The organism is Marivibrio halodurans, assembly GCF_017963645.1.
Classification (GTDB): Bacteria; Pseudomonadota; Alphaproteobacteria; order UBA8366; family Aestuariispiraceae; genus Marivibrio; species Marivibrio halodurans.
In genome coordinates this window covers 19533-43730 of sequence record NZ_JAGMWN010000010.1, presented here as the reverse complement: position 1 = coordinate 43730, position 24198 = coordinate 19533, and the positions used below count along the sequence as shown (strand labels likewise).

Genomic DNA, 24198 nt, shown 5'->3' with positions numbered 1-24198 from the left:
CGGACCCGAGGCCATGACGAAGACGCTGTTGATCCTGGGCCATGGCTTCTCGGCGGCCGCCTTCGCGGCGCGTCTGCGCGCGCGCGGCTTCGCGATCGAGGCGACATGCCGCACCCCGGAGAAGGCCGCCCGGTTGGAGGCGGAAGGCATTCGCGCGCATGTGCTCGACCTCGGCGCGGCGCCGGGCCGGCCGTTCGAGGGGGCGGAGGCGGCCTGCGCGCGCGCGACGCATCTGCTCTCCTCCATCCCGCCGGGCCGGGGCGAGGCGGCGGTCGAGGGCGGCGACCCGGCGCTGGCGGCGCTGGGCCCCGCGATCCGGGCGGGCGCGCCCTATGAATGGATCGGCTATCTTTCCACCACCGGGGTCTATGGCGACCGGGACGGCGGATGGGTCGACGAGGACAGCGCCTTGGAGCCGACCGGCGCGCGCGGCCAACGCCGGGTGGACGCGGAACGGGCATGGGACACGCTCGGCGATCTGGGGCCGGTGATGCGCTTCCGCCTCGCCGGGATCTACGGGCCGGGGCGCAGCGCCCTCGACACGGTGCGCAAGGGCCGGGCCCGCCGCATCGTCAAGCCGGGGCAGGTCTTCAGCCGCATCCATGTCGAGGATATCGCCGCCGTGCTGGAGGCCTCCGTCGACCGGCCGGAAGCCGGGGCGGCCTATAATGTCTGCGACGACGAGGCCGCGCCGCCCCAGGACGTGATCGCGCATGCCTGCGATCTTCTGGGGGTGGAGCCGCCGCCGGAAATCCCCTTCGACGCGGCCGAGTTGTCCGACATGGCCCGCAGCTTCTATCGCGACAACAAGCGGGTGCGGAACGACCGCATCAAGCGGGCGCTCGGCGTGCGCCTCGCCTACCCCACCTATCGCGAGGGGCTGGCCGCCCAACAGGCCGCCGAGAATGAGTCCCACCATCCGGCCGGACGGCCGGACTAGGGCCCGGGCGATGCTGCAGCAGCATCTGAGCGAGCCGCAATGGTGGATCGGAGCCGTGCTGGTACTCGGCTTCTTCCTGGTGATGTGGCGCTATGCCAAGCGGCCGCGCCATGCGCCGCTCGACTGGGATTACTGCTACGATTTCGTGTGCGAGCCGGCGGGCGCGGCCAACCCGGAACTGGCCCGAAGCTTCGCCGCCATGTTGGAGGACGCCGCGAAGGCGATGGGGAAGGCCAAGGGGGAGGCGTACCTGCTGCGGCTGGCGGTGATGAACCGGGGCGGACTATCGATTTCGGCGGGGGATCATCTGCGCCCGCTGACCGTCGCCTTCCCGGCCGGGGCGCGGATGATCGACGCCCGCTATGTCGAGCATTTCGGCCCCGCGCCGGATACGCCCCCGGGCGTGAGCGTCCATGAGCGGGGATTCGAGGTGGCGCCCTTCGACCTGCCGGTCAACTGCGCGCTGGTCTTCCAGGCGATCGTGATCGGCGCGGATCGGCCGAGCGTCGTCGATGGCGGGATCCAGGGCCAGCCGGCGATCGGAACATTGGGATCGTGAGCGAAATGGATTGGCCGACCCCGGAGCCGCTTGCACGCGGCACGCATTTCCTGCTGGGCGGCGCGCGCAGCGGCAAGACCGCCCGCGCGATCGCGATCGCGGAAGAAGCGCACGCGACACGCGGCCTGACGCCCATCTATATCGCGACGGCCCAGGCGCACGACGCGGAAATGCGCGCGCGGATCGAGGCCCACAAGGCGGAGCGCGGCCCCCATTGGCGTGCCCGCGAGGCGCCGCTGGACCTGCCCGAGGCGATCGCGGCGGCGGCCGCGCCGGACACCGTCCTGCTGGTCGATTGCTTGACCCTGTGGGTCACCAACCTGATGCTGGCGGACTATGACGTGGAGGCGGCGGGCGCCGATCTGATCGCGGCGCTGACCGTCGCGCGCGAGGACGCGGCCGGGCCCATCGCGGTCGTTTCCAACGAAGTCGGCCTCGGCATCGTGCCGGACAATGCGCTCGCCCGGGCTTTCCGGGACGAGGCCGGGCGGCTGCACCAGCAGGTGGCGGCCATGGCCGACCGGGTGGAGTTCATGGCCGCGGGCCTCGCCCTGCGGATGAAGGGATAGACGCGGTCGGCATCGAGCCGCCGGCCGGCGATAAAGGTGGAGTGAACAGCAAATGGCACAGCGAATTCCGGCGACCGTCGTCACCGGCTTTCTCGGCGCGGGCAAGACCAGCCTGATCCGGCATATGATCGAGAATAGCCGGGGCCGCCGCCTCGCCTTCCTGATCAACGAGTTCGGCGATCTGGGCATCGACCGGGAATTGCTGCTGGGCTGCGGAATCGAGGGCTGCGACGAAGAGGATGTGGTCGAGCTTGCCAATGGCTGTATCTGCTGCACCGTCGCCGACGATTTCCTGCCCGCCATCGAGGCCATCCTGGCCCGGCCGGAACCGCCGGAGCATATCCTGATCGAGACGTCCGGCCTGGCCCTGCCGAAACCACTGGTGAAGGCCTTCTCCTGGCCGGAGGTGCGCGCGCGGGTGACGGTCGACGGCGTGATCACGGTGGTGGATGCCGCCGCGCTCGCCGCCGGTCAGTTCGCCGAGGACGAGGCCGCCGTCCAGGCCCAGCGCGAGGCCGACCCGGCGCTCGACCACGAGAACCCGCTTGAGGAGGTGTTCGAGGACCAGCTTTCCTGCGCCGACATGGTGGTGCTGAACAAGACCGACCTGCTGGCGGCGGACGCGATGGAGGCGCTGTCGGCCGATCTGGCCGCCAAGCTGCGCGCGGGCGTGCGCACCGTGCGGGCCAGCAACGCGGCGGTCGATCCGGCGGTGCTGCTGGGCCTCGGCGCGGCGGCGGAATCCGACCTCGACGCGCGGCCGAGCCATCATGACGATGTCGGCGACGACCACGACCATGACGATTTCGAGAGTTTCTCCATGCGCCTGCCCGCGATCGAGGATGTGGGCGCGCTGGAACGACGGATCGGCGCGGCCGTCGCCGCCCACGACATCCTGCGCATCAAGGGCTTCCTGGACCGGCCGGACGCGGAGCGGCGCGAGGTGATCCAGGGAGTCGGACCGCGCCTGCAACGCTATTTCGACCGGGCCTGGCGCACGGACGAGGCGCGGCGGTCGGAGATCGTGGTGATCGGACGCACCGGCCTGGACCGCGCGGCGATCGAGGCGACGATCCGGGGAGAGGAGGAAGCCTCGGCGGCGGCGGAATAGACTTTTCAGCCGCCGCGCGCGCGATCCCGCGCGGGCCTCTCGTCCCCGTCCGCCGGCCCAGCCGCCGGCCCAGCCGCCGGACCAGCCGCCGGCCCGGCCGTCCGGTCCTCCTCCTCGTCCGTGATAGCGCGCCAGGCGGCGCCGTCCAGGTCGTTGTACTGACCGGATTTGAGGGACCAGAGAAACGCCGCGAGGCCGAGCAGGCCAAGCAGCAACGCCGCCGGAATCAGCAGGACGAGGTGGTTCACGGCCGCACCTCCGCGAGGCCGGCCCGCCGGGCGGTCTCATCCGACCGTGACGCCGGATCGCGCCGGTCCACCGACCGCGGATCAAGCCGCAGCGCGTTGGCGACCACCAGGATGGAGGATCCCGACATGGCCAGCGCCGCCACCAGCGGGCTGGCATGGCCCGCCACCGCCAGCGGCACGGCTATCATGTTATAGAGCGCGGCCAGGGCGAAGTTCTGGAAAACCAATCGCTTCGCCCGACGCGCGACGCGGATCGCGATGGGCACCGCCTCCAACCCCTCATGCAGGAAGACGAACCCGGCCGCGCGCCGACCGATGTCGGCGGCCGTGCCGGGGGCGATGGCGGCGTCGGCCGCGCTCATCGCGGGTGCGTCGTTGATGCCGTCGCCGACCATCAGCACCCGGTGCCCCGCCGCCTGAAGGGCGCGGATATGGTCGATCTTCCCCGCCGGGGTCAGACCCGCGCGCCAGCGCGCGGCCCCAAGCGTCCGCGCGGTCGCCGCGACGGGACCCGGCCGGTCACCGGACAGGATTTCCGGCATGACGCCGCGCGCCTCCAGCCAGGCGACGGCCCCGGCCGCGCCGGGACGCGGCGCATCCTCGAAGGCGAATCGGGCGAGAACCCGTCCGTCGAGGGAGAGCAGCACGCTCGCCTCGTCGCCTTCCTCCGGCGCGCCGGGCGCCGCCCAGCCCGGCCGCCCGAGGCGCAGGACGGCGCCGTCCGCGCGATGGGCGGTCAGGCCCTGGCCCGCCTCCTCCCGCATATCCTCCAATCGCTCGCCTAACCGCTCGGGGACGTCGAGACCGCGCGCCACCGCCGCCGCGCGGATCGCCATCGAATAGGGGTGTCGGCTGCCCGCCGCCAGGGCACCGGCCAATGCCAGCGTGTCGTCCGGCACGGCCTCCGCCCTCAACAGACGCGGCCGCCCCACGGTCAGCGTGCCCGTCTTGTCGAGCACGACACGGTCGATCTCGGCCAACCGCTCCAACCCCGCGCCGTCGCGCACCAGGATGCCGTGACGGAACAGACGCCCGGCCGCCACCACCTGGACGATCGGCACCGCGAGGCCGAGCGCGCAGGGACAGGTGATGATCAGCACCGCGATCGCGATCTTGATCGCGAGATACCAGTCCCCGCCCAGGACACCCCAGCCGAGGAAGGTGAGCAAGGCCGCCAGATGCACCGCCGGGGCATAGATCGCCGCCGCCCGGTCGGCGATGCGGCGAAAGCGGGGATTGGCGCTCTCCGCCGCTTCCAGCATCGCCGTCATCTCGGCCAGGAAGGACCGCGCGGCGGGCTTTTCCGCCTCCAGCGTCAAGGGCCCGCTCAGATTGAGGGCACCGGCGGGCAGGCGCGTGCCCTCGCGCGCCGCGACGGGCAGGCTCTCGCCCGTGGCGATGGCGCAATCGACCTCGCCCGCGCCATCCACGACGCGGGCATCGACCGGCACGCGTTCCCCCGCCGCGACGACGAGGCGGTCGCCCACCGCGATTTCCGACAGCGGGCGCCAGACACGCGTGCCGTCCGCCAGTACGACGCGCGCACCGCGCGGCGTCATCCGGGCGAGCGCGGAGGCCGCGCTGCGCGCGCGTTCCCGCATCACATGGTCCAGCGTCCGGCCGATCAGCAGGAAGAAAAGCAGACTGACCGATGCGTCGAAATAGGCTTCCGCCCCATGGGTCATGGTCTCGAACAGGCTGAGGCCCACGGCCAGCAGCACGGCGAGCGCGATCGGCACGTCCATCGTCAGCCGCCCCCGCGCGAGCGCGGCCGCCGCCGGCCGGAAGAAGGCCTGACCGGAGAAGGCGACCGCTGGAATCGCGATCAGGGCCGATATCCAGTGGAACAGATCGCGCGTCGTCCCTTCCGCCCCCGACCAGACGGAAACGGACAACAACATGATATTGCCCGCCGCGAAGCCCGCGACGCCGAGTTGCAGGATCAGGCGCTTCAGCGTCGGATCGCCCTCCGCGCTCTCCGCCTCCACCGGATGGGCGGCATAGCCGAGCCGGTCGAGCGCCACGAAGACCGCCGCCGGATCGGCCGCCTCACGGCTCCAGGTAACGGCGAGCCGCTTGGTCGAGAGGTTGAGGCGCGCGGTCCGCACCGCCGCCAGGGCGCCGACCGCCCCCTCGACCGCGCGGATGCAGCCGCCGCAATGGACCGCCGGGACGGCGAAATGGCTTTCGATCGTGCCGTCGCCCAGGTCGCGGCTGGCGGCCAGCACCGCCTCGCGCGGGGGCGCGGCGGCGCCGGCGGCGCTCTCGCTGGTCGGCAGGCAACAACTCATCTGCGGAACCGTCCTTTCCGGATCGCGGCCGAACTCGGCCCGGTCTACTTGGCCGTGAAGCGATAGCGCATGCGCCACACGCCGCCGCCCGGCAGATCGGCGACCAAATCGGCTTTCCAGGGGCCGGGCGCCAGCACGTCGGTGGCGCCATGCGCGCCGTCGCCGAGCGGCGCGAGGAGCACGTCGTGATCCGCCCCCTCATGCGCCGGCCGGCCGAGGCTGGCGACCACGCGTTCCACCGCCACCGGGGCGCCGTCGGCATCCGTCAGGCGGAACTCCAACCGGTTCCCATGCAGGGCGAGACGGCCGCTCCAGCCGAGCGCGGCCTGTTCCTCGGCCGCCGCCATGCTTTCATTGAAATGCTGGCTCGCGACATAGGAATTCTTGACCACGAGGCCGGTCCAGGTACCGCTCGCGAAGATCGCCAGCGTCGCGTTCACCAGAATGATCGTCCCGAAGAAGAGGCCGAGCACCCCCGCCATGTGCCAGCCGGTGAAGCGCGCGGGCGCGAAGATCGATCGCAACATGGCCGTTATCTCCCATCACCGGCGACGAAGCTCGCCTCGTAGGACGCGTCCTCGGACCCGAAGACGTCATGAATGCGGAACCGTATTCCGTGATCGCCGGCGCCGGTTTGATCCGGATCAGCCTGCACGAATATGCGCTGCGCGCGAAGCTGGTCCGGCCGGGCGTCGAGGAAGATCGCCCGGCGCGGCGCGTCACCCGCCCCCGGCATGGTCATCAGGGCGCCGGGCAGCCCCTCGACCGTCAGGCGCAGGGTGCGCGGCTCCGGCATCATGTTCAGGATCTTGATGGTGTAGCCGTTGCGCACATCGCCGTTGGAAAGCTGGACGAACTGCGGATTGCGATCGTGCAGGACGTTGAGGTCCAGGCGTTCGCGGGCCGACACATGCCAGACCATGAACAGACCGATGGCCGCCCAGACCAGAAAATAGATCAATGTGCGCGGCCGCATGATCGAGCGCCAGGTGGTGTGCCGCACCGCGTCGGAGAGCGTGCCGTCCGCCCGGCGCACGCGCGCGGGGTCGATCCGCCCGGCCGAATCCTTCGCCAACGCCATATTGGCGTTGTAGTCGTTGAGCGTGGCGTAGGAAATCAACCCACCCGGCCGGCCGAGTTTCCCCATCACCGAATCGCAGGCGTCGATGCACAGCGCGCAGGTTATGCACTCCAGCTGCTGGCCGTCGCGGATGTCGATGCCCATCGGACAGACGGCGACGCAGGCATTGCAGTCGACGCAATCCCCGAGGACCCGGCCCTCATGCGCCGATTTCTTCTGATGGCGCGAGCGCGGCTCGCCCCGCCAGTCGTTATAGGTGACGGTCAGCGAGTTCTCGTCCAGCATCGCCCCCTGAATGCGCGGCCAGGGGCACATATAGGTGCAGATCTGCTCGCGCATGTGACCGCCCAGCGTATAGGTGGTGAAGGTCAGGACCGCGACGGTGGAATAGGCGATGCCGGCCGCCTCGCCGGTGAACAGGTCGGTGAAGAGCGTCGGCGCGTCGGCGAAATAGAAGATCCAGGCGCCCCCGGTCGCCACCGCGATGGCGAGCCAGATGCCGTGCTTCACCACGCGCTTGGCGATCTTGCCCGGCCCCCAGGGCTGCTGGTCGAGGCGCATGCGCTTGTTGCGGTCGCCCTCCACCAGCCGCTCGACCCAGATGAAGAGATCGACCCACACCGTCTGCGGACAGGCATAGCCGCACCAAGCCCGCCCGACCGAACTGGTGACGAGGAACAGCCCGATTCCCGCCATCACCAGCATGCCGGCCACATAGTAGAATTCCTGCGGCCAAATCTCGATCATGAAGAAATAGAAGCGCCGGTTCATCAGGTCGATCAGGACCGCCTGATCGGGCGCGAACTCCCCCCGATCCCAGCGCAGCCAGGGGGTAACGTAATAGATCGTCAGCGTGACGGCCATGATCAGCCATTTCAGCCGCCGGAAATACCCCTCCGCGCGCTTCGGATAGATCTTCTTCTTCGGCGCGTAGAGGGGCTGTTGCCGGTCGCGGCGGTTGACCGGCTCGACATCGTAGCGGTCGGGGCCGCCGCTCCGCGAAACGGGGTCGCCGGCGGCACGATCGGCGGCTGAATCGGCTGTGCTCATGGCACGTCTCGCATCTTGAGAAGGGGGCGGGTTACTCGCCACCGCCTAACTGATGGACATAGAGGGTAAGCTGCTTGACCGTCACATCGCCCAACCGGTCGCCCCAGGCCGGCATGACGCCGTGACGGGGCTCGCTGATCTGGCGGATGATCTGGTCGGTCTCGCTGCCATAGAGCCATATCGCGTCGGTCAGGTTCGGCGCGCCCATCATCGCCATGCCCTTGCCGTCCTCGCCATGGCAGGCGGCGCAGTTGTCGAGGAAGCTCTGCTCGGTCTCCCCGGCGTCCACCCAGCCGTCATCCAGGCCGGCGAGCGAGCGGACATAGAGCGCCAGCGCCTTGATCTGCTGGCGGTCCAGGATCCCGTCCCGCCCGAAGGCCGGCATTTCGGAATAGCGGGTCTGGTCGTCCGTTTCGAAGCGAATGCCGTGCGCGATCGTGGTGTAGAGCGATTGCAGATCGCCGCCCCACAGCCAGGCGTCGTCGTTCAGGTTGGGATAGCCGAAGCCGCCCTGCGCGCCCGATCCGTGGCATTGCGAGCAATTGACCCGATAGGCCGCCGCCCCGCCGGAGACCGCGAAGCGCATCAGCTCCGGGTCCGAGGGAATCTCGGTGACGTCGGTCTCCGCGAGGCGTGCCAGAAGCCCCGCCTTGGCCGCCGCCGCCGCGTCGAGTTCCTGATTGAGCTCGGCCCGGCTGGAATAACCGCCCACGCCCTTGGTGAAGTCGTTCAACAGCGGGATGGAGGGATAGTAGATCGCATAGCCGATCGAGAAGACGATCGTGGCGTAGAAGATCCACACCCACCAGCGCGGCAGGGGATTGTTCAATTCGCGGATGCCGTCCCACTCGTGACCGGTGGTCTCGACGCCCGAGATTTCGTCCACATGGGGCTTGTCACTCATCGTTCTCTCCACGCTCGAACGGGATATGGGCCGCGTTCCGGGCCGCCTTCGAGCCACCGGGGCGGAAGGTGAAGGCAACGATCCCGACGAACAGGATCACCAGATAGAGCAACCCCCAACTGTCGGCGAAATGCCGGAAGGTTTCGTAGTCCATGGTCTCGCTCCTAGAGCCTCGGGCCTCGGGGCCTCGGACGGGCGGTTTCAGCGCACGAAGGCGTCGGCCTGATAGGCCTCGAAATCGACCAGCGTGCCGAGCATCTGCAAGTAGGCGATCAGGGCATCCATCTCGGTCAGCCGCTTCGGATCGCCGTCGAAATCGCCGGTCACGGCCTTGGGATAGCGCCCCGTCACGCCGGAGGTATCGGCATTGGGGTCGGCCTGCGCCGCCAGATCGGCGGCCGCCTGCTTGATCATCTCGTCGCTATAGGGCACGCCGACCGCGCGGTTGGTCCTCAACGTCTCGGCGATCAGGCTTGGGTCGATCTCCTGACCGGCCAGGAAGCCGTAGCGCGGCATCACCGATTCCGGCACCACCGACTGCGGGTCGGTCAGATGCTGCACGTGCCAGGCGTTGGAATAGCGCCCGCCGACGCGTGCCAGATCCGGCCCGGTGCGTTTCGAGCCCCACTGGAACGGATGGTCGTACATCGACTCCGCCGCCAGCGAGTAATGGCCGTAACGCTCGGTCTCGTCCCGGAAGGGGCGGATCATCTGCGAATGGCAGAGATAGCACCCCTCGCGCACATAGACCTCGCGCCCCTTGAGTTCGAGCGGGGAGTAGGGCCGCACGCCCTCCACCTTCTCGACCGTGTTGTCGATGTAGAAGAGCGGGGCGATCTCCACGATGCCGCCGATCGTCACCACCAGGAAGGAGAAGACGAGAAGCAGGGACGCGTTCTTCTCCAGGATCTGATGCTTGTCCATGAGGGCCATGGGTCGATGCTCCCCTTACTCGGCCGGCTGCGCGGCGGTGGCGGCGGTGACGAGCGGGCGCTCCTGGCGTTGCCGGCCGCGGATGGTCTGGTAGATGTTGAAGGCCATGACGAGGGCGCCCGCCAGATAGAGCAGCCCGCCGAAGACCCGCATCGCGTAGTAGGGATGCATGGCGGCCACCGTCTCGGCGAAGGAATAGACGAGGAAGCCTTCCTGGTCGTATTCCCGCCACATCAGGCCCTGGGTGATGCCGGAGACCCACATGACGGCCGCGTAGATCACGATGCCCAGCGTCGCGAGCCAGAAGTGCCAGTTGACCATGCGCAGGCTGTAGAGCCGGCTGCGGTCCCAAAGCTTCGGCACGAGATAGTAGATCGCCGCGAAGCTGATCATGCCGACCCAGCCGAGCGCGCCGGAATGCACGTGCCCGATGGTCCAGTCGGTATAGTGGCTGAGCGAGTTGACCGACTTGATCGACATCATCGGCCCCTCGAAGGTCGACATGCCGTAGAAGGCGAGCGCGATCACCATCATGCGGATGAGCGGATCGGTGCGCACCTTGTCCCAGGCGCCGGACAGGGTCATCAGCCCGTTGATCATGCCGCCCCAGCTGGGCATCCACAGCATGACCGAGAACACCATGCCCAGCGTCTGCGCCCAGTCCGGCAACGCGGTATAATGCAGGTGATGCGGCCCGGCCCAGATGTAGAGGAAGATCAGCGACCAGAAATGGACGATGGAGAGGCGGTAGCTATAGACCGGCCGCTCCGCCTGCTTCGGCATGAAATAGTACATCATGCCGAGGAACCCGGCCGTCAGGAAGAAGCCGACCGCGTTATGCCCGTACCACCATTGGGTCAGCGCATCCTGCACCCCGGCGAAGAGGGAATAGCTCTTCACCCCCATCAGCGAGACCGGCAGCGCCAGATTATTCACCACATGCAGCATCGCGACGGTCACGATGAAGCTGAGATAGAACCAGTTGGCGACATAGATATGCGGCTCGCGCCGGGTCATGATGGTGCCGAGGAAGACGACCAGATAGGCGACCCACACGATGGTCAGCCAGAGATCGACGTACCATTCGGGCTCCGCATATTCGCGCGATTGGGTGACGCCGAGCAGATAGCCCGTCGCCGCCATGATGATGAAGAGCTGATAACCCCAGAAGACGAACCACGCGAGATCGCCGCCGAACAGCCGCTGGCGGCTGGTCCGCTGCACCACCCAGAAACTGGTGCAGATCAGCGCGTTGCCGCCGAAGGCGAAGATCACCGCCGAGGTGTGCAGCGGACGCAGCCGGCCGAAATTCAGATAGGGTTCGAGGTTCAGGTTCGGCCAAGCCAGTTGGGCGGCGATCACCACGCCGACCAGGAACCCGGCGATTCCCCAGAACACCGTCGCGACCGCGCCATAGCGGATCGGCCCGTCCAGATAGGCCGGTGCCGCCGACACGGCGTCCCCGGATTTCGTGGTCGCTCCCTTGAACGGGATGGCCGCGGCCTCCGCCGGCTTGCGCTGAAGCAGCAGATAGGATGCCGCGACCAGCACGAAGAACAGAATCCAGGCATGGGCCTGGAAGAGCGGATCGCGGCCGAGCGCCGCGCCGAACAGCGCGAGCAGCGCCGCCGCGGCCACGGCGATCACCTGAGCAGCTTGGTTCATTGTCTCCACCTCGCATCGTCGGGGCCGGACATGGCCCGGAGCGATCCGACCATGCCGCCGGTTTCCGATGCCGTCCTTGATCGAGATCAACGAACGCCGTCGCCAGCCGCGACATTTTGGGTGGAAAGGCCGGTTGGATGGAAAGGCCAGGGCGACGACGCTCAATTTCGGACCGTTCGAGGCCATAGCGTTCGAGGAAACACCGACCATGACGACGCAGGGCGAGCCGGAGCACCACTTTCACCGGGCGGAAATCCCGATTCCGCCAACCCTGCCAGGCGCGCGATGGGACGATATCGTCGAGGTGACGCAGGGACACCATGCCCGCCTATTGAGCCTGTGCGACCGGCTGGAGCGGATCGCGGATTCGCTACCCGACGGGATCGACATCGCCGAATGCCTCGGCATCGCGCGGATTTTGGTCCCGGCGCTCCGGGCCGCCCATCGCTTCGAGGAGGATCGCCTGTTTCCCGCCGTCCGGGCGCGGCTCGGCGCCACACCCCGGATAGAGGACATGCTGGCCCGGCTTTCACACGAGCACCGCGAGGACGAGGGCTTCGCCGAGGAAGTCGCCGAGGTCCTCATGGAATGGGGTCTGTGCACCGGCCGGGCCGAGAAGGAGGCGACCGGCTACATGCTGCGCGGGCTGTTCGGTAATCTGCGCCGTCAGGTCGCGGTCGAACGAGACATGCTGCTCGGCCCCTCGGTCGGGTCCGCGGCTATCGCGCCGACCCGGTAGAGGCATCGGCGGGCGCGTCCAGCAACGCCTCGATCGCCGTGATGCCGCGCAGGGCGAGCATGACCAGACGCGCGGCTTCCTTCTCCCGCTCGTTCCGGCTCATCCCGACGCGCTCGAACCGCGCCGCGCACAGCGCCGCCGCGTCGAGCCCATAATTCCCCAGCATGCCGCGTAATTCGTGCGCCGCCGCCCGCCGGGCCCCGAGATCGCTCTCCGGCGCACGCAGGATGGCGGCGAGGCGATCCGTCTCGCCGCCCAAACGCGCCATCAGGGCGCGCATCCGGTCGGTCGGAAGCGTCTCGATCAATTGATCGACGATATTCCGGTCGATCAGGGTCGCGGCGTCCTCCGCATCCCGGCCGGACGCGACGTGCATGGACGGAACGGCTGCGGGCATGTTCCGGGCGATGGCCTCGCGCAGGTCGGCCACCCGCAACGGCTTCGTCAGCACGTCCTGCATGCCGGCCTCCACATAGCGCGCGTGCGCGTCCGGATCGTCCTGTCCCGTCAGACCGATGATCGGCAGGCGTTCCGCCGGAACGCCGATCCCGCGGATCGCCCGGGTAGCGGCAAGACCGTCCATTTCCGCCATCCGGATATCCATCAGCAAAATATCGAGGCCGGATTCGTCCCCGGCCTCGGCCGCGCCGACGCGGTCGAGCGCCAGGCGTCCGTCATTGACCACCTCGACGTCGTGCCCTTCCCGCCGCAGGATGGAGGCAATGACGACCTGATTGACGCTATTGTCCTCCGCCACCAGGATTCGCAACGGTCTGGCGCAAGAATCGACCGGCGATGTGGTTGGCGAAGTATTGGGCGAAGTACTGGGCGAAGTACTGGGCGCCTCGGGCTTGGCGTCGGTCTCGCCATCGACGGGGCGGAGCGCGCTTCCGTTGGCACGCCGGATCGGCAGGGTCAGGGTAAAGAGACTGCCGACACCCGGGGTGGAGGTCACGGTAAGATGCCCTCCCATGCGCTCCGCCAGATCCCGGGAGATGCTGAGGCCGAGACCGGTGCCGCCACGCTTACGCCCCTCCTCCGTCTGGGCGAACCTCTCAAAGATGGTATTAACCGCGCCGGCGGCGATTCCCGGGCCGCTGTCGCGCACGGTGCAGCTCAACATGCCGGCATCGGCCCCGTCGGACAGGCTGAGCGTCGTCTCCAGCCGCACGCTCCCGGTATCGGTGAATTTGACCGCATTGCCGAGGAGATTGAAGATCACCTGCCGGATATGGGTGTAGTCACCGATCAGCGTGGGCGGATCGGACGGCACCGCGCGGATATCGAGGTTGAGACCCTTCTCCCGCGCGGGCGGCGAGAACATCGCATGCAACCCGTCGAGCATCGCGGTAAGATCGAACGCTTCCTCGCGCATCTCGACATGTCCCGCCTCTATGGCGGCGAAATCCTCAAGCTGATTGATGAGCGCCAGGAGAAAAGCACCGGATTCCTCCGCGCTGCGCACCTTCTCGCGCACGGAACGCGACAGGGGCTCGCGCTCGATCAACGTCATCATGTCCAGAACGCCGTTGAGCGGCGCGCGGATCTCGCGGCTGACGCTGGTCAGGAAATCGGACTTGGTGCGATTGGCGATCTCCGCCGCGCGGGTCGCCTCCGTCAACCGTTCGACCATCCGCTGCTGCTGGCTGACATCGCGCATGGTGGCGATGACCACCTCGCCATCCGGCGTGCGGGCGCGGCACAGGCTGATATCCACCGGCAGCCGGCGACCGTCGCGGGCAAGCGCTACCACGGGCTTCTCCGGCCGCATGAGCCGGTTCTCGCTCCCGGCGAAGAACCCGCGGCGCAAACCTTCGTGCCGGCCGCGCGCCTCCGCCGGGACAAGGCTGTCGACCGGACGGCCGATCAGTTCCCGCCGGGGGTAGCCGAGCATCGCGACGGTTGCGTCGTTGCAGCGCAGAATCCGCCCCTCGGCATCGACACTGATGGTACCGTCCGGCGAATTCTCGTAGAGCGCCTCCACATGGGCGAGCGCCCCCTGATGGAGACGGTGCATCCGGTCGATCCGGTGGAGCAGGAAAACGACCACGCCGAAAAGCACCAGGACCATAAGGCCCAGGAGGCCGTCGCGCAGCACGCTGTGGGATGCGATGAATCCGGACAGGACATCGATCCACGCCCCGGCACGCTCCCCGACCCCGCCCTTTCCTATACCGCCGACCAGCCCGGCCAGCGTCATCGCGACCGCGAAGCTGACGCCGATCGCCAGGGCGGGATAAATATTTTTCGGATAACCCGTGGTCTTGTCGGTCATGGTCTTCGTCCCACACACGCGGGGACACGACCAATCCGGCCCCGCATAGCGCGGCGCACCATAGGGCCGGGTTCTTGCCAAACCTTTAAGATGAAAAGCCGGACTTTCGGCGGTCAGTCGCCCACCCCGACATAACGCTCCAGCAGATCGGGCCGGTTTTTGAGCGCGGCGGCGGGTAAGGTATCGCGTGCCCGTCCGTTCTCGACGAAGAGGACACGGTCCGCGATCTCGATCACCGCGTCGACCCGCTGCTCGACCAGCAGGATCGCCACGCCCTGCCCCTTCAGCGCGGTGACGACCGCGCGGATACGCGCGATCATGGCGGGCATCAGACCCTCCGTCGGCTCGTCCAGCAACAGGACCTTCGGCTCCAGGCAAAGCGCGCGGGCGATCGCCAGCATCTGCTGCTCCCCCCCGGACAGCGTGCCCGCGCGCTGGTCCAGGCGCTCGCGCAGCACGGGGAACAATTCCAGCGCCGACTCGCGCCGCGGCCCCTCCGGCCCGTGGCCCGCCATCAGACCGATCTCCAGATTCTCCGCCACCGTCAGGTCCGCGAAGAGCCGCCGCCCCTGCGGCACATAGCCGAGGCCGTGGCGCGGCGCCGCCTCCGCCGGCAGGCGCGCGATATCGACGCCGTCGATCTCGACCGTGCCGGCGCTGGGCGTCAGCAACCCCATGATCGCCTTCATCGCGGTCGTCTTGCCCGCGCCGTTGCGACCCAGCAGGCAGAGGATCTCGCCCGCCTCGACGCTCAAGGCGAAATCGCGCAGCACCGGCGTGCGCCCATAGCCGCAATCGAGGCCGCTTACCCGCAACATCGCCTCAAACTCCCCCTTCACCCGATCAGACGTCAACCGACCAGATGTTCAACCGCCCAGATAGGCGCGTTGCACCGCCTCGTCCGCGCGGATCGCCTCCGGCGCGCCCTCGGCCAGCACGCGGCCGCGATCCAGCACCGTGATCCGGTCGGCCAGCCCCATCACCACATGCATGTTGTGCTCGATCAACAGGACAGTCGCGCTTTCCGAAAGCTCCCGGATCAGGGCGATGAAGGCGGCCACCTCCTCGTCGGAAAGACCCTGGGTCGGCTCGTCCAGGATCAGCAGGCGCGGGCGCATGCCGAGGCCCATCGCCACCTCCAGCAGGCGCTGATGGCCGTAGCTTAGATTACCCGACGCCTCGTCCGCGCGCCCGGCCAGCCCGACGCGGGCAAGCGCGCTGTCCGCCTCCGCGGCAAGGGATGCATGGCTGGGCCCGAACAGGCCGCGCGTCAGGCGCCGCTGCACCGCCAGCATCACGTTCTCCCGCGCGCTCAAGGCCTGGAAGACGCTGGTGATCTGGAAGGTATAGGCGATGCCGCGCGCGACACGGGCGTGCGCCTTGAGGCGGGTGACGTCCCGCCCCTCGAAGGCGATGGCGCCGGCGCTCGGCCGGATGCGGCCGGACAGCAGGCTGACGAAGGTGGTCTTGCCCGCGCCGTTCGGACCGATCAGCGCGCGCACCTCCCCCCGGCGCAACTGGAAATCGACCCCGTCTACCGCCGTCAGCCCGCCGAAATGCCGGCTCAGGCCGCGCGTCTCCAGCAGCAGCTCGGGCTCCCGCCCCATCTCGGTTCCGCTCACGGCAGCCATGGCAGATACCGCTCCCGCACGGTGCCGAGGATACCCTTGGGGAAGAACAGGATCAGCGCGATCAGCACCAGCCCCACCACCAACAGATAGGCGGTGGTCGCCGCGCTGGTCAGATCGACCAGATAGAACATCAATACCGTGCCGAGGAACGGCCCCAGCACCGTGCCGGCCCCGCCCATCAATACCCAGAGCAGGGGATAGATCGAATATTGGATCGAGGCGAAGCTGGCCCCGACATAGCCGAACAGCAGCCCATAGGCCGCCCCCGCCGCCCCCGCCATCACGGCGGAAAGCGTCAGCGCCGTCAGCTTGTAGCGATAGACGTCGTAGCCCAGCATCCGCGCGCGATCCTCGTTCTCGCGGATCGCGATCAGCACGCGGCCGAGATTGGAGCGCGCCAGCGCCAAGGAGCCCATCAGGCAGGCCGCGAAGAGCGCCAGCGCCGTCATGTAGCGCACCGTCGGATCGGCGAGGTCGAGACCGAGGAGGACGCGCATCGCATCCGGCACCACGAAGCCCTCGTCGCCGCGCGTATAGGTCCCGAAGTAATAGATGATCAGGAACACCGCCTGCGCGAACATCAGGGTCACGATCATGAAGGAGACCCCGCCGGTGCGCAGCGCGATCGCCCCCAGCGTCAGCGCCACCAGGGCCGCCGCCGCGACCCCGATCAGGAAACCGCCCGGCGCCGCGATATCGGCGAACTGCGCCACCAGCCCGGCGGCGTAGAGCCCGGCGGCGAAGAACATCGCATGGCCGAGGCTGAGCAGCCCGGAATAGCCGAAGGCCAGATTGTAGCCCATGGCGAAACAGGCCAGCACCATGATCCGCGACAGGCTGATATGGTGATAATCCGGCAGCACGAAATGTAGCGCGAACAGCACCGCCAGGACACCCAGGTGCAGGCCGAGAATCCGGGCCGTCGGCGGCGCGGCGGGCGGGGTAGAGAGGACGGCTGTGCTTTCGCTCACGGCGCGCGCTCCCCGAACAGGCCCTGCGGGCGGGCGACCAGCACCATGGCGACCGCCAGCGTGGCGATGATCTTGGCCAGCGTCGGCGAGAAGAAGACGGAGATGATCCCGTCGCTCATCCCGATGATGACGGCCGCCAGCACCGTGCCACGCAGACTGCCCAGCCCGCCGATGATCACCGTGATGAAGGAGAGCAGCAGCGGATCGTGCCCCATCAGGTAATGCGCCTGCTGAACCGGCACGACCAGGACCGCGCCCAGGGCCGCCAGCGCCGCGCCCACCGCGAACACCCCGGCATAGACGCGGTCTACGGGGATCGCGAAGGCACGCGCGGTCTCCCGGTCGATCTGGGTCGCGCGCATCATCAGCCCGAGCCGGGTGCGGGTCAGTCCCCACCAGACCGCCAGCAGCAAGACGACGGCGGCCAGGATCACGAACAGCTTATAGGCCGAATAACCGAACCAGGGCAGTTGGATACGGAAATCGAAGGGCGGTTGCACCGGCCGCGCCTCCGGCCCATAGGTCATCAGCACCGCCTGCTGGATGACGTAGAGCATGCCGATGGTGGCGACGATGGTCGCTTCCGGGTCGTAGTGCAGGCGGCTCAACACCGTGCGTTCCGCCAGGATCGCGACCGACCCGACGACGAGCGGGCTTACCACCAGGGCCGCCAGGAATCCGACCGCCGGATGAATGCCGATAAGACTCGCCACCCACCAGGCGATGACCGCGCCCAGCATGAAGAACTCGCCATGCGCGACATTGACGATGCGCATGACGCCGAAGACCAGCGACAGGCCAAGCGCGGTGACCGCCAGGACGGCGGCGCCGACGGCACCCTCCAGCGAGGCGAGCAGGAAATAGGGGCCGAAATCCATGGGCGACGATGCTCGGGTCGGTCGAAGAGGGAAGCGGAGAAGAGGTGGCTGCGCGACCGCCCTGCCCCGACCGCCCGCTCCGCATCAGGGAGGGGGAAGGCCGGGGCCGGGCGTCGGACGGCCTTGCCGCGCTAGAGCGGCTGGGTCGTATAGTCGACCTCGTCCTCGTAATAGCCGGCCTCGATCGGCGTGGTATGCACCTTCACGAGATCGGCACCCTGGACCTGGCTGATGAACTGATGGCCGAAGACCTGGTGGGTCTTGCCGTTGAAGACCTTGGCGCCCTGCGGATGGGCCCGGCTTTCCGGCATGTCCTTCATGGCCTCGACCGCCTCAATCAGCGCGCCGCGATCCTTGGTGCCGGAATAGCCGCAAGCTTCCATGCCGACCTTGACGATGTTGAGCGTCTCCCAGCAGCCGAACATATGGGCATAGGTGGAGACGTCCTTGGGATCGTCCACGCTGGCGCCGCGGGCATCCACGCCCACCGCCTCGCGATAGAACTTGTCGTGTTCCGACTGATCGGCCTGGGCCTGACGCGGATTGCCTTCCCACAGATAGGTGCCGTCGAGGAACTCCAGCCCCGGGCTGGTGATGTCGACCGCCTCCAGGCTGTCGATGAAGCCGAAAATCTCCGGCCGGTTGGAGCCGTAGAACTCCCCCATCTCCTTAACGAAGGTCAGCACGCCCGGGCCGACCATGACGTGGTAGAGCACCTCGGTCTCGCTCGGGATCTTTGGGAAATACTTGAAGAAGGAGCTTTCCGTCGGCGGGATCGCGATCTGCTCGATCACCTCGCCGCCCTGGGCCGCCATCGCCTCGGTGAAGAAATCGCGGTGGTTATGGCCGAAGGCGAAGTCGGGGAAGATCATCGTGACCTTCTTGCCGAGATTGTCCGACACCCAGGGCGCCATCGCGATCACCTGACTTTTCACATCGGTGATGCCGGGTTGCAGCGTATAGCGGTTCAGCATGCCGGAGGCGACGTGATGCCCCTCGCTGACGACGAAATAGGGAATCTTCAACTCGCCCGCACGCGGGGCGGAGCCGATCACCACATGGCTGAACAGGGTGCCGAAGGCGATGTCGCAGCCGTGCTGGGTGGCGAACTTCTCCACCACCTCGGCGCCGCGCTTGGGATCGGTGCCGTCATCCTCGGCGATGATCTCGACCGGGCGGCCGTTGATGCCGCCGGCATCGTTGATCAGCTTCGTCGCCGCCATGGTGGTGCGGTCGTACCAGCGGCCATAGGCCGCGCCGATGCCGGTGCGGTGCACCTGGAATCCGATCTTGATCGGTTCCGCGCTCTGCGCCTGGGAATAGCGCACGAAGCCGGGCATCGCCGTCAGCGCGCCCGCCGCGCCGAGACCGGCCAGCACGCCGCGGCGGCTGGGCCCGCTCTTGGCCGGTTTCGTGTCCGCGCCCTTGAGTCCCGTGGTATCGGCTCCCGTGGTATTGGCCTTGCCGCCGGCGGGCCGGCGATCCTTGAACGTCGTCATGGTCTCTCGTGCCTCCTGTTCCATCATCGAGCCGGGCTGTGTGCGATAATGCACGCGCGCGCGCGGCGGGGCGAGGCCGTTTTCTTCCGACGCCGGGGTCCCGGGTGGGCGGCCTTTCGATCGGTTGAAAAAATGTTCGTATACGAACGATTTAAAATCCAGTGAAAAACACGCCACGCGTCCCTTACGCGCCGGTGGGGCTGGAGAGTAGCCAGAGCCCGAAGACGGTGTACCCGATCATCAGCACGGCCAACGGCAGTTCCGCCAGCGTGGCGCGCATCCGATCCGGCGGCGCGGCGCCCCCGGCGGGCAGCGCGCCGCCGACCAGCGCGCGACCGACCATCACATGGGCCAGCCACACCGCCCAGACATGGCCCAGCACGATGGCGCCGGCCTGCGCGTTCCAGATCCACTCGACGGCGTGATAGTCGTTGAGGAAAGAGGTGGTCACCTGCCGTTCCGTATAGCCCAGCCAGTTCGCGCCGCGCCCCAGCGGATCGCCGAGCGTCGCCAGCATATACTGGCCATTCACCAGAAGCTGCGTCAGATAATGCGAGAAATGATAGGCAAGCGAGATCGGCAGCAGGGTCGTCACCAACATGGCGGCGGCCGGAACCGTCCCCGTCCCGGCCAGCCGGCGCCCCAACGCCACGGCCCCGAAATAAACCGCCCCCAGCAGCAACGCGGCGGCGAGAAGACCGATCGTATTCTCCGCCATCACCGCCGTTCGGCCGGGAAATTCCAGCGGATTGACCCCAATCAGATCGAGATACCAGAAGGTACGGCTGGCCCCGTCGAAGGACACCGTGGCGAGCGCCAGCACGATGAAGCAGGCGGCGCTGACGCTGGGCGCCGGCGCCGCCAGGACGCCCGCGCCGGGCCAGCGGAGACGTGGGCGCGGCCGTCCCCCGCCCTCCACCCAGCGCACCGGCGCCAGCAGCGCGATGAAACCGAAAAAGACGGAGAAGATTTCCCCCCGGCGGCGCCACTCCCCCTCCCCGAAGAGCAGCATGGCGAGCGCGTTGACGAGCCAATAGACCCCGGCCGCGACCGCGAGGCGGGCGGGATCATCCGGCGCCGGATCGATCAGTTCGAACCACGCGAAGGCGAGGAACTGCGCGATCGCCGCCCCATGACCGATGCGCGCCGGCAGGCGAAACGGCGGCACCGTCCCGCGCCCCGGGAACAGCCGGACCACCAGAGGGGCCGTCAGGCGGCTCAGCAACCGCACCGGCCCGCTCCACGGATTGATCGCGCGCCAGAGATCGCCCAGCACCGCATGCGCCAGCACCACCATCACCCATAGGCCGGTCCAGATGCCGAGTGACAGGGGATTGCCGAGCGGATCGCGCGACCCGACGAAACCGGAAACGACCAGGGCCGCGAACAGCAGAAAGCCGAGCCAACTGGCCCAGGCCGGGCCGCGCGCCGATTGGCCATCTCCCGCTTCCCTGGCAGCCGCTCCTTCCCGGGCCGCCACCCGCCATTCCCCACGCCCCATGGGCGCCAGCGCCAGCACCGCGAAACTGACCGCCACCGCGAGCGCCCCGCCCGCGAGGTAGTAGTCCGTCGGCAACAGCATGACGAGGCCGCGTTCCGAGGTATGGGCATGCGCCGCGCCCGCGCCGAGCGACAGGCCGGCGGCGGCGATCGGAAAGCATAGGGGGAGCGATATCCGAACATTCATCTCGCGGTCGAGCCTATCCCAAGCGGCGCCCGCCGCAAGAGGCTTCGCGCCACCCCGCACCGGTCCGATCGCCCGCGCCATTCTCTTGCCCAATTGCCGCGCCCCTATAGACTGCCCTGCGCGCAACGATTCCGCCGGAGGAAAGGCCCGCCCATGAAGACAGAAGGCATGACCGAGGACGAGATCAATCGCCGTCACGCGGAGAAGATGGCCAAGAAGAAGGCCGCGCGCGAGAAGATGCTGGCCGACAAGACGGTCGAGAAGGGGCTCGTCATCGTCCATACCGGCAAGGGCAAGGGCAAGACGACCGGGGCGATGGGCCTCGCCGTGCGCGCGATCGGCAACGGCATGAAGATCTGCGTCGTCCAGTTCGTGAAGGGCGCCTGGGAAACCGGCGAGCGCCGCGTTCTGGAACATTTTCCCGATCAGTGCGTCATGAAGGCGATGGGCGAGGGCTTTACCTGGGATACCCAGGACCGTCAGCGCGACATCGCCGCCGCGCGCGCCGCCTGGGACTTCGCCAAGGCGGCGATCGCCGACCCGAGCTATCAGATGGTGATCCTGGACGAGCTCAACATCGTGCTGCGCTACGAATATCTGCCGCTGGACGAGGTGCTGGAGACGCTGGCCGGCAAGCCGGAGATGCAGCATGTCGTGATCACCGGCCGGAACGCCAAGGAGGAGCTGATCGAGGCCGCCGATCTGGTGACCGAGATGACGCAGGTGAAGCATCCCTTCCGAAGCGGCGTGAAGGCGCAGCTCGGCATCGAATTCTGAACACCTTCAAGCGACCGCCGGATTCGCCGGCGCCGCACCGATTGAATCCCGTTCCCGATAGGACCGCCATCACAGGAAAGGACGATCCCTCCATGATGACCCGGACCAGCCGACCCGCCGCCCACCCATCCAGGCGCGCGCGGGCGGTCGCCAGAACCGCCGAGGGGGAGCGCGCCGCGCTGCTGCCCCTGCTGCTCGCCGCCATGGCCTTCCTGGCGCTGGCTCTCCTCCCCGGTCTGGCGCGCGCCGACAAGGCGGATGGGGAAGATCTGATCGCGCGGGCCGAACTGACCCTCGCCAAGGTGCAGCGGCACGAGGATCTGGGCCCCTATGTCCGGGCCTATTTGAAACGCGCGAAGGCGATCCTGATCATCCCGCAACTGCTGAAGGGCGGTTTCATCATCGGGGGCGAGGGCGGCAGCGGCGTTCTGCTGGCGCGCGGCGACAACGGACAATGGAGCTATCCCGCCTTCTTCTCCATCGGCGCCGCCTCGATCGGCCTGCAAATCGGCGGCCAATCGTCGGAGGTTCTGCTGCTGGTGATGACCGGCAACGGCCTGACGTCGATCCTGAACGACAAGGTCAAGATCGGCGGCGAGTTGGATGCCGCGGCCGGCCCCTATGGCGCGGGCCTCGACGCCTCGACGACGACCAATCTGGATGTCGATATCCTCTCCTACTCGGTCGCACAGGGCCTTTATATCGGCGCCAATTTCGAGGGGTCGGTCATCGTCAAGCGCGACGAACTCAACGCCGATTATTACGGCCAGCCCGCGACGCCGGAGGCGATCGTCCTCGATGGCCGGGTCGCGAACCCACAGGCGGATTCGCTGCGCCGGGCGTTGAGCGAGGCCGTGCGCTGATCCGGCGCGATCCACGCGCCGCAGCCGGAGTCCGGACCCGCCGATGACCCCGCCCGCGATCATGCTGCAAGGCACGGGCTCGGATGTCGGCAAGAGCCTGTTGACGGCGGGCCTCGCCCGCGCATTCCGGCGGCGGGGTCTGTCCGTCGCGCCCTTCAAGCCGCAGAACATGTCGAACAACGCCGCCGTCACCCCCGACGGCGGGGAGATCGGGCGCGCCCAGGCGCTTCAGGCGCGCGCGGCCGGGCTGGCGCCCAGCGTCGACATGAACCCCGTGCTGCTGAAACCGCAAAGCGACATGGGCAGCCAAATCATCGTGCAAGGCCGGGTGATCGGTACCGCGACGGCGCGCGACTATTACACCCTCAAGGACCGGCTGCTGTCCCATGCGCTGGAGAGTTTCGAACGCCTCGGCGCCGGGCGCGACCTGCTGCTGGTCGAGGGGGCGGGCAGCCCGGCGGAGGTCAATCTGCGCGCGGGCGACATCGCCAATATGGGCTTCGCGGAAGCGGCGGACCTGCCCGTCCTCCTGGTCGCGGATATCGAGCGTGGCGGCGTGATCGCGAGCCTGATCGGCACCCATGCGGTGATCGCGGAGGCGGAGCGGCGGCGCCTCAAGGGCTATATCGTCAACAAGTTCCGGGGGGATATCACCCTGTTCGACGACGGCCTGCGTATCATTACGGAAAGAACGGGCCTGACGAGCCTGGGCGTCCTGCCTTATTTCACGGAAGCCGGCCGCCTGCCGGCGGAGGATGCCGTAGCACTCGACGCGGGACGGATCGGCACGGGCGGGGAAGATGGGGATGGCGTCCATGTCGTCGTCCCGCGCCTCGGCCGGATCGCGAATTACGACGATCTCGACCCGCTGCGCGCGGAACCCACGGTGCGCTTGACCATCGTCATGCCGGGCCAGCCATTGCCGGGCGATGCGGATCTGGTGCTGCTGCCGGGCTCGAAGACGACGCTCGCCGATCTCGCGGCGTTGCGGGCGGAGGGATGGGATATCGACCTGTTGGCGCATCATCGGCGCGGCGGCCATATCCTGGGCCTATGCGGAGGCTATCAAATGCTGGGCACCCGCATCGCCGATCCGGAGGGGATCGAGGGGCCGCCGGGGGAGGCCCCGGGCCTCGGCCTGCTCGACGTGGAGACGGTGCTGAAGGGCCCGAAGACCTTGAGCGAACGGGCGGGCACCGCGCACGCGGGCGGCGCGAGCGTCGCGGGTTATGAGATGCATATGGGGGTCACCGACGGGCCGGATCGCGCGCGCCCCTTCCTGACCCGGAACGACGGCACGGCGGAGGGCGCGGTGACCGCCGACGGCCGCGTCGCCGGGACCTATCTTCACGGGCTGTTCGCCTCGGACGCCTTCCGTCGGAATTTCCTCGCCGGCCTCAGGCCCGGATTCGAAGCCGGCCCGGCCTTCGACCATCTGGTGGAAACGACGCTCGACCGGCTGGCCGATCATCTGGAGGCGCATCTGTCGCTCGATCGCATCCTGGAGATCGCACGGGCGCGGTGATG

General features: G+C 68.2%; 23 protein-coding genes. 8 read left to right on the top strand and 15 right to left on the bottom strand.

The features are described 5' to 3' along the window. Positions 1-13 precede the first annotated feature (13 nt). Genes KAJ83_RS16805 through cobW form a run of 4 tightly spaced genes read left to right on the top strand, consistent with a single transcriptional unit; the run spans position 14 to position 3179 of the window. Complete coding sequence (locus KAJ83_RS16805; protein WP_210683272.1) at positions 14-940, top strand: SDR family oxidoreductase; 927 nt, start codon at positions 14-16, stop codon at positions 938-940. Next, positions 906-1499 carry a hypothetical protein gene (locus KAJ83_RS16800; protein ID WP_210683271.1) on the top strand — a complete coding sequence of 198 codons (594 nt, stop codon included), beginning with the start codon at positions 906-908 and terminating at the stop codon, positions 1497-1499. The genes KAJ83_RS16805 and KAJ83_RS16800 overlap by 35 nt, the downstream gene beginning before the upstream one ends. A 5-nt stretch (positions 1500-1504) precedes the next feature. Further along, positions 1505-2068 carry a bifunctional adenosylcobinamide kinase/adenosylcobinamide-phosphate guanylyltransferase gene (cobU, locus tag KAJ83_RS16795; RefSeq protein WP_210683323.1) on the top strand — a complete coding sequence of 188 codons (564 nt, stop codon included), beginning with the start codon at positions 1505-1507 and terminating at the stop codon, positions 2066-2068. Between the two features lie 52 nt (positions 2069-2120). Further along, positions 2121-3179 carry a cobalamin biosynthesis protein CobW gene (gene cobW / locus KAJ83_RS16790; protein ID WP_210683270.1) on the top strand — a complete coding sequence of 353 codons (1059 nt, stop codon included), beginning with the start codon at positions 2121-2123 and terminating at the stop codon, positions 3177-3179. 5 nt (positions 3180-3184) lie between these two features. Here the strand turns inward: cobW and ccoS are convergent, their stop codons facing one another. From ccoS to ccoN, 8 genes are read right to left on the bottom strand one after another with little or no spacing between them, the layout of a single operon-like run. Then, entirely contained in the window at positions 3185-3427 is a 243-nt protein-coding gene (gene ccoS, locus KAJ83_RS16785; protein ID WP_210683269.1) for a cbb3-type cytochrome oxidase assembly protein CcoS, read from the bottom strand. Beyond that, positions 3424-5718: a heavy metal translocating P-type ATPase gene (locus KAJ83_RS16780; RefSeq protein WP_210683268.1), complete on the bottom strand. Its 2295-nt coding sequence runs from the start codon at positions 5716-5718 to the stop codon at positions 3424-3426. The genes ccoS and KAJ83_RS16780 overlap by 4 nt, the downstream gene beginning before the upstream one ends. 44 nt (positions 5719-5762) lie before the next feature. Next, positions 5763-6245, bottom strand: a complete 483-nt coding sequence (locus tag KAJ83_RS16775) for a FixH family protein (protein ID WP_210683267.1) — start codon at positions 6243-6245, stop codon at positions 5763-5765. A 5-nt stretch (positions 6246-6250) separates the two neighbouring features. Continuing rightward, positions 6251-7849, bottom strand: a complete 1599-nt coding sequence (ccoG, locus tag KAJ83_RS16770; RefSeq protein ID WP_210683266.1) for a cytochrome c oxidase accessory protein CcoG — start codon at positions 7847-7849, stop codon at positions 6251-6253. 31 nt (positions 7850-7880) lie between these two features. Next, positions 7881-8753 carry a cytochrome-c oxidase, cbb3-type subunit III gene (gene ccoP / locus KAJ83_RS16765; RefSeq protein ID WP_210683265.1) on the bottom strand — a complete coding sequence of 291 codons (873 nt, stop codon included), beginning with the start codon at positions 8751-8753 and terminating at the stop codon, positions 7881-7883. After that, complete coding sequence (locus KAJ83_RS16760) at positions 8746-8907, bottom strand: cbb3-type cytochrome oxidase subunit 3 (RefSeq protein ID WP_210683264.1); 162 nt, start codon at positions 8905-8907, stop codon at positions 8746-8748. The genes ccoP and KAJ83_RS16760 overlap by 8 nt, the downstream gene beginning before the upstream one ends. Before the next feature lie 47 nt (positions 8908-8954). Next, positions 8955-9686, bottom strand: coding sequence for a cytochrome-c oxidase, cbb3-type subunit II (gene ccoO / locus KAJ83_RS16755; RefSeq protein ID WP_210683263.1), 732 nt, complete (start codon positions 9684-9686; stop codon positions 8955-8957). A gap of 15 nt (positions 9687-9701) precedes the next feature. Continuing rightward, positions 9702-11351, bottom strand: a complete 1650-nt coding sequence (gene ccoN / locus KAJ83_RS16750) for a cytochrome-c oxidase, cbb3-type subunit I (RefSeq protein ID WP_210683262.1) — start codon at positions 11349-11351, stop codon at positions 9702-9704. 208 nt (positions 11352-11559) lie between these two features. Between ccoN and KAJ83_RS16745 the strand changes: the two genes are divergently transcribed. Further along, positions 11560-12090, top strand: a complete 531-nt coding sequence (locus KAJ83_RS16745; protein WP_210683261.1) for a hemerythrin domain-containing protein — start codon at positions 11560-11562, stop codon at positions 12088-12090. Here the strand turns inward: KAJ83_RS16745 and KAJ83_RS16740 are convergent. The 7 genes from KAJ83_RS16740 to KAJ83_RS16710 form a co-directional block, all read right to left on the bottom strand. After that, on the bottom strand, positions 12071-14365 hold the full coding sequence (locus tag KAJ83_RS16740; RefSeq protein WP_210683260.1) for an ATP-binding protein: 2295 nt from the start codon (positions 14363-14365) through the stop codon (positions 12071-12073). The two genes, KAJ83_RS16745 and KAJ83_RS16740, sit on opposite strands and share 20 nt — an antisense overlap. A gap of 113 nt (positions 14366-14478) precedes the next feature. Next, positions 14479-15183 carry an ABC transporter ATP-binding protein gene (locus KAJ83_RS16735; protein WP_210683259.1) on the bottom strand — a complete coding sequence of 235 codons (705 nt, stop codon included), beginning with the start codon at positions 15181-15183 and terminating at the stop codon, positions 14479-14481. Positions 15184-15231: 48 nt separating this feature from the next. Then, complete coding sequence (locus KAJ83_RS16730; protein ID WP_246484765.1) at positions 15232-15996, bottom strand: ABC transporter ATP-binding protein; 765 nt, start codon at positions 15994-15996, stop codon at positions 15232-15234. Then, positions 15984-16967 carry a branched-chain amino acid ABC transporter permease gene (locus tag KAJ83_RS16725; protein WP_210683258.1) on the bottom strand — a complete coding sequence of 328 codons (984 nt, stop codon included), beginning with the start codon at positions 16965-16967 and terminating at the stop codon, positions 15984-15986. Before KAJ83_RS16725 ends, KAJ83_RS16730 begins: the two co-directional genes overlap by 13 nt. After that, a complete protein-coding gene (locus tag KAJ83_RS16720; RefSeq protein ID WP_210683257.1) occupies positions 16964-17845 on the bottom strand; it encodes a branched-chain amino acid ABC transporter permease in 882 nt (293 codons plus the stop codon). The genes KAJ83_RS16725 and KAJ83_RS16720 overlap by 4 nt, the downstream gene beginning before the upstream one ends. A gap of 131 nt (positions 17846-17976) precedes the next feature. Continuing rightward, entirely contained in the window at positions 17977-19344 is a 1368-nt protein-coding gene (locus KAJ83_RS16715) for an ABC transporter substrate-binding protein (protein ID WP_210683256.1), read from the bottom strand. Positions 19345-19528: 184 nt separating this feature from the next. Beyond that, entirely contained in the window at positions 19529-21031 is a 1503-nt protein-coding gene (locus KAJ83_RS16710; RefSeq protein ID WP_210683255.1) for a hypothetical protein, read from the bottom strand. A 153-nt stretch (positions 21032-21184) separates the two neighbouring features. Here KAJ83_RS16710 and cobO point away from each other — a divergent pair, with 153 nt between their 5' ends. The 3 genes from cobO (at position 21185) to KAJ83_RS16695 (ending at position 24196) form a co-directional block, all read left to right on the top strand. Further along, entirely contained in the window at positions 21185-21808 is a 624-nt protein-coding gene (gene cobO / locus KAJ83_RS16705) for a cob(I)yrinic acid a,c-diamide adenosyltransferase (protein ID WP_210683254.1), read from the top strand. A gap of 92 nt (positions 21809-21900) precedes the next feature. After that, positions 21901-22671, top strand: coding sequence for a lipid-binding SYLF domain-containing protein (locus KAJ83_RS16700; RefSeq protein ID WP_210683253.1), 771 nt, complete (start codon positions 21901-21903; stop codon positions 22669-22671). Positions 22672-22714: 43 nt separating this feature from the next. Then, the gene (locus tag KAJ83_RS16695; protein WP_210683252.1) at positions 22715-24196 is read left to right on the top strand and encodes a cobyric acid synthase; all 1482 of its coding nucleotides are present in this window, start codon (positions 22715-22717) and stop codon (positions 24194-24196) included. Positions 24197-24198: the final 2 nt, after the last annotated feature.

Excerpts from the sequence above, each read along its gene's own strand:
- KAJ83_RS16805 (WP_210683272.1), top strand. The coding sequence starts at position 14 with ATGACGAAGACGCTGTTGATCCTGGGCCATGGCTTCTCGGCGGCCGCC.
- KAJ83_RS16800 (WP_210683271.1), top strand. The coding sequence starts at position 906 with ATGAGTCCCACCATCCGGCCGGACGGCCGGACTAGGGCCCGGGCGATG.
- cobU (WP_210683323.1), top strand. The coding sequence starts at position 1,505 with ATGGATTGGCCGACCCCGGAGCCGCTTGCACGCGGCACGCATTTCCTG.
- cobW (WP_210683270.1), top strand. The coding sequence starts at position 2,121 with ATGGCACAGCGAATTCCGGCGACCGTCGTCACCGGCTTTCTCGGCGCG.
- KAJ83_RS16780 (WP_210683268.1), bottom strand. The coding sequence starts at position 5,718 with ATGAGTTGTTGCCTGCCGACCAGCGAGAGCGCCGCCGGCGCCGCCGCG.
- KAJ83_RS16775 (WP_210683267.1), bottom strand. The coding sequence starts at position 6,245 with ATGTTGCGATCGATCTTCGCGCCCGCGCGCTTCACCGGCTGGCACATG.
- ccoG (WP_210683266.1), bottom strand. The coding sequence starts at position 7,849 with ATGAGCACAGCCGATTCAGCCGCCGATCGTGCCGCCGGCGACCCCGTT.
- ccoP (WP_210683265.1), bottom strand. The coding sequence starts at position 8,753 with ATGAGTGACAAGCCCCATGTGGACGAAATCTCGGGCGTCGAGACCACC.
- KAJ83_RS16760 (WP_210683264.1), bottom strand. The coding sequence starts at position 8,907 with ATGGACTACGAAACCTTCCGGCATTTCGCCGACAGTTGGGGGTTGCTC.
- ccoO (WP_210683263.1), bottom strand. The coding sequence starts at position 9,686 with ATGGCCCTCATGGACAAGCATCAGATCCTGGAGAAGAACGCGTCCCTG.
- ccoN (WP_210683262.1), bottom strand. The coding sequence starts at position 11,351 with ATGAACCAAGCTGCTCAGGTGATCGCCGTGGCCGCGGCGGCGCTGCTC.
- KAJ83_RS16745 (WP_210683261.1), top strand. The coding sequence starts at position 11,560 with ATGACGACGCAGGGCGAGCCGGAGCACCACTTTCACCGGGCGGAAATC.
- KAJ83_RS16740 (WP_210683260.1), bottom strand. The coding sequence starts at position 14,365 with ATGACCGACAAGACCACGGGTTATCCGAAAAATATTTATCCCGCCCTG.
- KAJ83_RS16735 (WP_210683259.1), bottom strand. The coding sequence starts at position 15,183 with ATGTTGCGGGTAAGCGGCCTCGATTGCGGCTATGGGCGCACGCCGGTG.
- KAJ83_RS16730 (WP_246484765.1), bottom strand. The coding sequence starts at position 15,996 with ATGGCTGCCGTGAGCGGAACCGAGATGGGGCGGGAGCCCGAGCTGCTG.
- KAJ83_RS16720 (WP_210683257.1), bottom strand. The coding sequence starts at position 17,845 with ATGGATTTCGGCCCCTATTTCCTGCTCGCCTCGCTGGAGGGTGCCGTC.
- KAJ83_RS16715 (WP_210683256.1), bottom strand. The coding sequence starts at position 19,344 with ATGACGACGTTCAAGGATCGCCGGCCCGCCGGCGGCAAGGCCAATACC.
- KAJ83_RS16710 (WP_210683255.1), bottom strand. The coding sequence starts at position 21,031 with ATGAATGTTCGGATATCGCTCCCCCTATGCTTTCCGATCGCCGCCGCC.
- cobO (WP_210683254.1), top strand. The coding sequence starts at position 21,185 with ATGAAGACAGAAGGCATGACCGAGGACGAGATCAATCGCCGTCACGCG.
- KAJ83_RS16700 (WP_210683253.1), top strand. The coding sequence starts at position 21,901 with ATGATGACCCGGACCAGCCGACCCGCCGCCCACCCATCCAGGCGCGCG.
- KAJ83_RS16695 (WP_210683252.1), top strand. The coding sequence starts at position 22,715 with ATGACCCCGCCCGCGATCATGCTGCAAGGCACGGGCTCGGATGTCGGC.